This window comes from uncultured Amaricoccus sp., assembly GCF_937858865.1.
GTDB lineage: Bacteria > Pseudomonadota > Alphaproteobacteria > Rhodobacterales > Rhodobacteraceae > Amaricoccus.
In genome coordinates, this window is sequence record NZ_CALLYO010000569.1 from 1 (window position 1) to 3873 (window position 3873).

5 protein-coding genes are annotated in these 3873 nt (G+C 72.8%); 4 read left to right on the forward strand and 1 reads right to left on the reverse strand.

What is annotated here, in order from left to right; all coding sequences use genetic code 11:
- The coding region (gene ccmI / locus Q0112_RS16810) for a c-type cytochrome biogenesis protein CcmI (protein WP_297977142.1) at positions 1-995 on the reverse strand (995 nt) is incomplete at its 3' end.
- A 179-nt stretch (positions 996-1174) separates the two neighbouring features.
- Here ccmI and Q0112_RS16815 point away from each other — a divergent pair.
- Genes Q0112_RS16815 through Q0112_RS16830 form a run of 4 tightly spaced genes read left to right on the forward strand, consistent with a single transcriptional unit; the run spans position 1175 to position 3868 of the window.
- Positions 1175-1645, forward strand: a complete 471-nt coding sequence (locus tag Q0112_RS16815; RefSeq protein ID WP_297977143.1) for a hypothetical protein — start codon at positions 1175-1177, stop codon at positions 1643-1645.
- A 57-nt stretch (positions 1646-1702) separates the two neighbouring features.
- Positions 1703-2467 (forward strand): transporter substrate-binding domain-containing protein, encoded by a 765-nt coding sequence (locus Q0112_RS16820; RefSeq protein ID WP_297977144.1) that lies wholly within the window; start codon positions 1703-1705, stop codon positions 2465-2467.
- 26 nt (positions 2468-2493) lie between these two features.
- Positions 2494-3183, forward strand: a complete 690-nt coding sequence (locus tag Q0112_RS16825; protein WP_297977145.1) for an ABC transporter permease subunit — start codon at positions 2494-2496, stop codon at positions 3181-3183.
- Complete coding sequence (locus Q0112_RS16830; RefSeq protein ID WP_297977146.1) at positions 3173-3868, forward strand: ABC transporter permease subunit; 696 nt, start codon at positions 3173-3175, stop codon at positions 3866-3868. The genes Q0112_RS16825 and Q0112_RS16830 overlap by 11 nt, the downstream gene beginning before the upstream one ends.
- The last annotated feature ends 5 nt before the right edge of the window (positions 3869-3873 follow it).

Below are 3873 nucleotides of genomic sequence, written 5' to 3' on the forward strand. Positions count from 1 at the left end.
GCCATCGCCCCGGCGGCCTCGACATCTTCCCCGCTCGGCCCGGCACCGGCCGGCGGCGCGAGCCCGGCCTGGCGCGCCGCCTCGGCGACCCCGGCCCGCGCCGCCGCTATCCAAGGCGCGTCCGGCGGCCCCTCCGCCACCAGCCCGGCCCAGATCCGGTAGGCGAGATCGGGCCGCCCGCCCTGCATCAGCGCGAGCGCGGAATAATAGCGCCCGGCCGGATCCTTCGGATCGAGCCGCAGCGCGCGCGACAGCAGCGCCTCGGCCTCCGGCGAGACATAGCCCCCGGCGGCGATCACCTGCATCTCGGCGAGATCGGAGAGATCCCGCGCCGTGGCCGTCTCGCCGAGGATCCCCACCACCCGCTCCTGCGCCGCCCGCGCCCCGGCCCATTCGCCGATGCCCGCGAGGCTCCGCGCCAGCAGGCGGTGGCCCTCGAGATCGTCGGGCCGCGTCTCGAGCGCCGCCTTCAGCCTGTCGATGAGCGCCCGGTCCTCGTCGCTGATCCGGGCCGGCGCCGGCACGCCGCCGGCCTTCGCCGCCAGCGCCTCGGCCTCGCCCTGGCCCGGCCGCTCCGCCCGTGCGGCGGCCTCCCGCGCCTGGCGGGCGGCGAGCGGCTGGTCGGGCATTCCCGGCGAGCCGAGCGCGGCATAGAGCCCGCCGGCGGCGAGCAGGAGGACGAGCCCCATCGCCGGCGCCGCGATCCGGGTCACGCGCCGCGGCGCCGCCGTCGCCTCGGCCTCCGCCGTCTCCGCCGCCGCGTCCGCCAGCAGCCGGCGCGAGATCTCGATGCGCGTCGCCTCGGCCTCGGCCGGGCTCATGAGCCCGCGCGCCACGTCGGCCTCCACCTCGCGCAGCTGGTCGCGATGCACCCGCATGTCGTAGCTCGCCCGCCGCGCGGCGGCGCCGCGGCCGCGCCAGAGCGGCGCGAGGACGACGCCGAGGCACAGGGTCACGGCGACGGCGGCGACCGCCCAGAAGACCCCCTCAGCCACGACCCTTGCCTCGCATTGCGCCGCGGACCCTAGCTTCTCGCCGGCGGGGGCACAATCCGACACCTCGTGCGGCCCTCGCCCGCGTGAACGGACTTGGCCCGGCGCCCGGAATCCGGCTATGGCCTGTCCTTGCACCGAAGGAGCCTCCATCCCATGCCCCCTCCTTCCCGGCCGCACTGATGACGCGCAAGAAGAAGCAGCGAGACCAGCCGACCCCCAAGCTGTCGCAGCTGCCGCCCGAGGCTCGCGAGGCGATGCTGAAGCTCCGGCCGGAGCCGGAGCTCCTCGCCAACGCCCTGGAGATGTTCGCCGTGAGCGGCGGCAGGCGCTCCGCCTTCGAGATCTGCATGGACGCCTACCGGCGGTTCCACGGCCTCACTCCGGCAGAAGCGGCGAGCCCCGGCCACATCGTCCATGCGGCTGCGCTCTTCGGCCGCATGGCGGCGCTGAGCGAAGTGCTCGCCAGCGACATGATCGATCCCGGCTCAGCGCAGGCGGAGCGTTTCGAGGCGATCCTGGAGGCAACCTGCTCCGTGCGGCTCGTGACCGGAAAGGGCCCGCCCCGCTTCCAGCCGCTCGAGTTCATGGCGGCGGTCGGGCGCATCGAGGCCGAGCTGCGGCGGGAGAACGCCCCGATCGGCCGCACTTGACGGCGCGAGCCGGGTGGGCAAGCTCAGCGGCAGAACACAATCAGGGAGGCTCTCCTCATGTCCCGCAAGCTTGCCGCCGTCATCGGTGCGCTCTGCCTCGGCGCCGCGACCCCCGCGCTCGCGCTCAACATCTGCGTCGAGGGCGCCTATCCGCCCTTCTCCGAGGTGGCGCCCGACGGGCAGATCGTCGGCTTCGACATCGACATCGCCCAGGCGCTCTGCGGCAAGATGGGCGAGACCTGCGCGCTGGTGAAGGTCGACTGGGACGGCATCATCCCGGCGCTGCTCGAGAAGAAGTGCGACGCCATCGTCGCCTCGATGTCGGCGACCGAGGAGCGCAAGCAGGTCATCGACTTCTCGGCCAAATACTACCAGATCCCCAACCGCTTCGCCGCCAAGGCCGACGCCGGCCTCACCGACACGCCGGAGGGGCTGGCCGGCAAGACCGTAGGCGTGCAGCGCGGCACCATCCACCAGGACTTCATGGAGACGCATTTCCCCGACACCGAGCTGCGCCTCTACGGCAGCCAGGACGAGGCGAACCTCGACCTCGCCGCCGGCCGGGTCGACGCGCTGATGGCCGACGCCGTCTCGCTCGAGGACGGCTTCCTCAAGACCGATGCCGGCAAGGGCTTCGCCTTCTTCGGTGCCGAGAACCACTTCGACCCGGCGATCCACGGCACCGGCGTCGCGGTCGGCGTGCGCAAGGAGGATACCGAGCTGCGCGACCGTTTCTCCGAGGCGATCGCCGCCATCCGCGCCGACGGCAGCTACCAGGCGCTGTCCGAGAAGTATTTCGGCATGGACGTCTACGGCGACTGACCCGGGTCCGGGCCGGCGCTCCGCGGATGGAAAGCCTCGTCCGATATGCCCCGCTTCTCGCGAGCGGGGCGCTCGTGACGGTCGCGCTTGCCGTCCTCGCGCTGGTGCTGGCCACCCTTCTCGGGGCGCTCGGCGCCGCCGGGCGGCTCGGCGGCGGGCGCATCGGGGGGGCGGTGGTGGCGGGCTACACCACCGTCGTCCGCGGCATCCCCGACCTCGTCATGCTGCTCCTCGTCTACTTCGGCGGCCAGCGGCTGGTGAACACGGTGGCGGCCGGCCTCGGCTTCGGCGCCACCGACCTCTCGCCCTTCCTCGCCGGCGTCCTCGCCCTCGGCTTCATCTATGGCGCCTACCTGACCGAGACCTTCCGCGGCGCCTATCTCACCATCCCCAGGGGCCAGCTCGACGCCGGCCGCGCCCTCGGCCTCCATCGGCTCGCGATCCTCTGGACCATCGCCGTCCCGCAGCTCCTGCGCTTCGCGCTGCCGGGCTACGCCAACGTCTGGCAGGTGCTGGTGAAGTCGACCGCCCTCGTCTCGGTCATCGGCCTGCAGGACGTGGTCGGCATCGCCAACGACGCCGGCAAGAGCGCGCACCAGCCCTTCGTCTTCTTCGCCGCGGTGCTCGGTGTCTATCTCCTCATCACCTGGGCCTCGACCACCGTCTTCGAGCGGCTCGAGCGCTACCACGCCCGCGGCACCCTCCATGCGCGTTGACCTCGTCCTCGCCAACTGGACGCTCTTCGCCCACGGCGTCGTCATGACGCTGCAGCTGACCGCGCTGGCGCTCGCGCTCGGCTTCGCCATCGCGCTGCCGGCCGGCCTCCTGCGCGCCCGCGCCCGCCGCCACCCCCGGGCCGCGCGCCTCGTCAACGCCTACGTCTACCTCTTCCGCGGCACGCCGCTCCTGGTGCAGACCTTCCTCATCTACTACGGCCTGGCCCAGTTCGGCTGGATCCGCGACAGCTGGGCCTGGACCTTGCTGCGCGAGCCCTGGTGGTGCGCGCTGATCGCCTTCTCGCTCAACTGCGGCGCCTACATGACCGAGATCGTCCGCGGCGCCGTCGAGACGACGCCCAAGGGGGAGCTCGAGGCCGCCGCCGCCCTCGGCCTCTCGCCGCACCAGACCGACGCCCTCGTCCTCCTCCCCTCCGCGCTGCGCCGCGCCCTGCCGCAGTTCGGCAACGAGGCGGTCTTCATGCTGCACGGCTCGGCGATCGCCAGCGTCATCACGCTCCAGGACATCCTCGGCGCCGGCCGCACCCTCAACGCCAAGTTCTACCTCGCCTACGAGGGCTTCGTGACCGCCGCCATCCTCTACATGGCGCTGACCTTCCTGCTCGTCCTCGCCTTCCGCTTCCTCGAGCGCCGCTACCTCCGCCACCTCGCCCTCGCGCACTGAGCGAG

Excerpts from the sequence above, each read along its gene's own strand:
- Q0112_RS16820 (WP_297977144.1), top strand. The coding sequence starts at position 1,703 with ATGTCCCGCAAGCTTGCCGCCGTCATCGGTGCGCTCTGCCTCGGCGCC.
- Q0112_RS16815 (WP_297977143.1), top strand. The coding sequence starts at position 1,175 with ATGACGCGCAAGAAGAAGCAGCGAGACCAGCCGACCCCCAAGCTGTCG.
- Q0112_RS16830 (WP_297977146.1), top strand. The coding sequence starts at position 3,173 with ATGCGCGTTGACCTCGTCCTCGCCAACTGGACGCTCTTCGCCCACGGC.
- Q0112_RS16825 (WP_297977145.1), top strand. The coding sequence starts at position 2,494 with ATGGAAAGCCTCGTCCGATATGCCCCGCTTCTCGCGAGCGGGGCGCTC.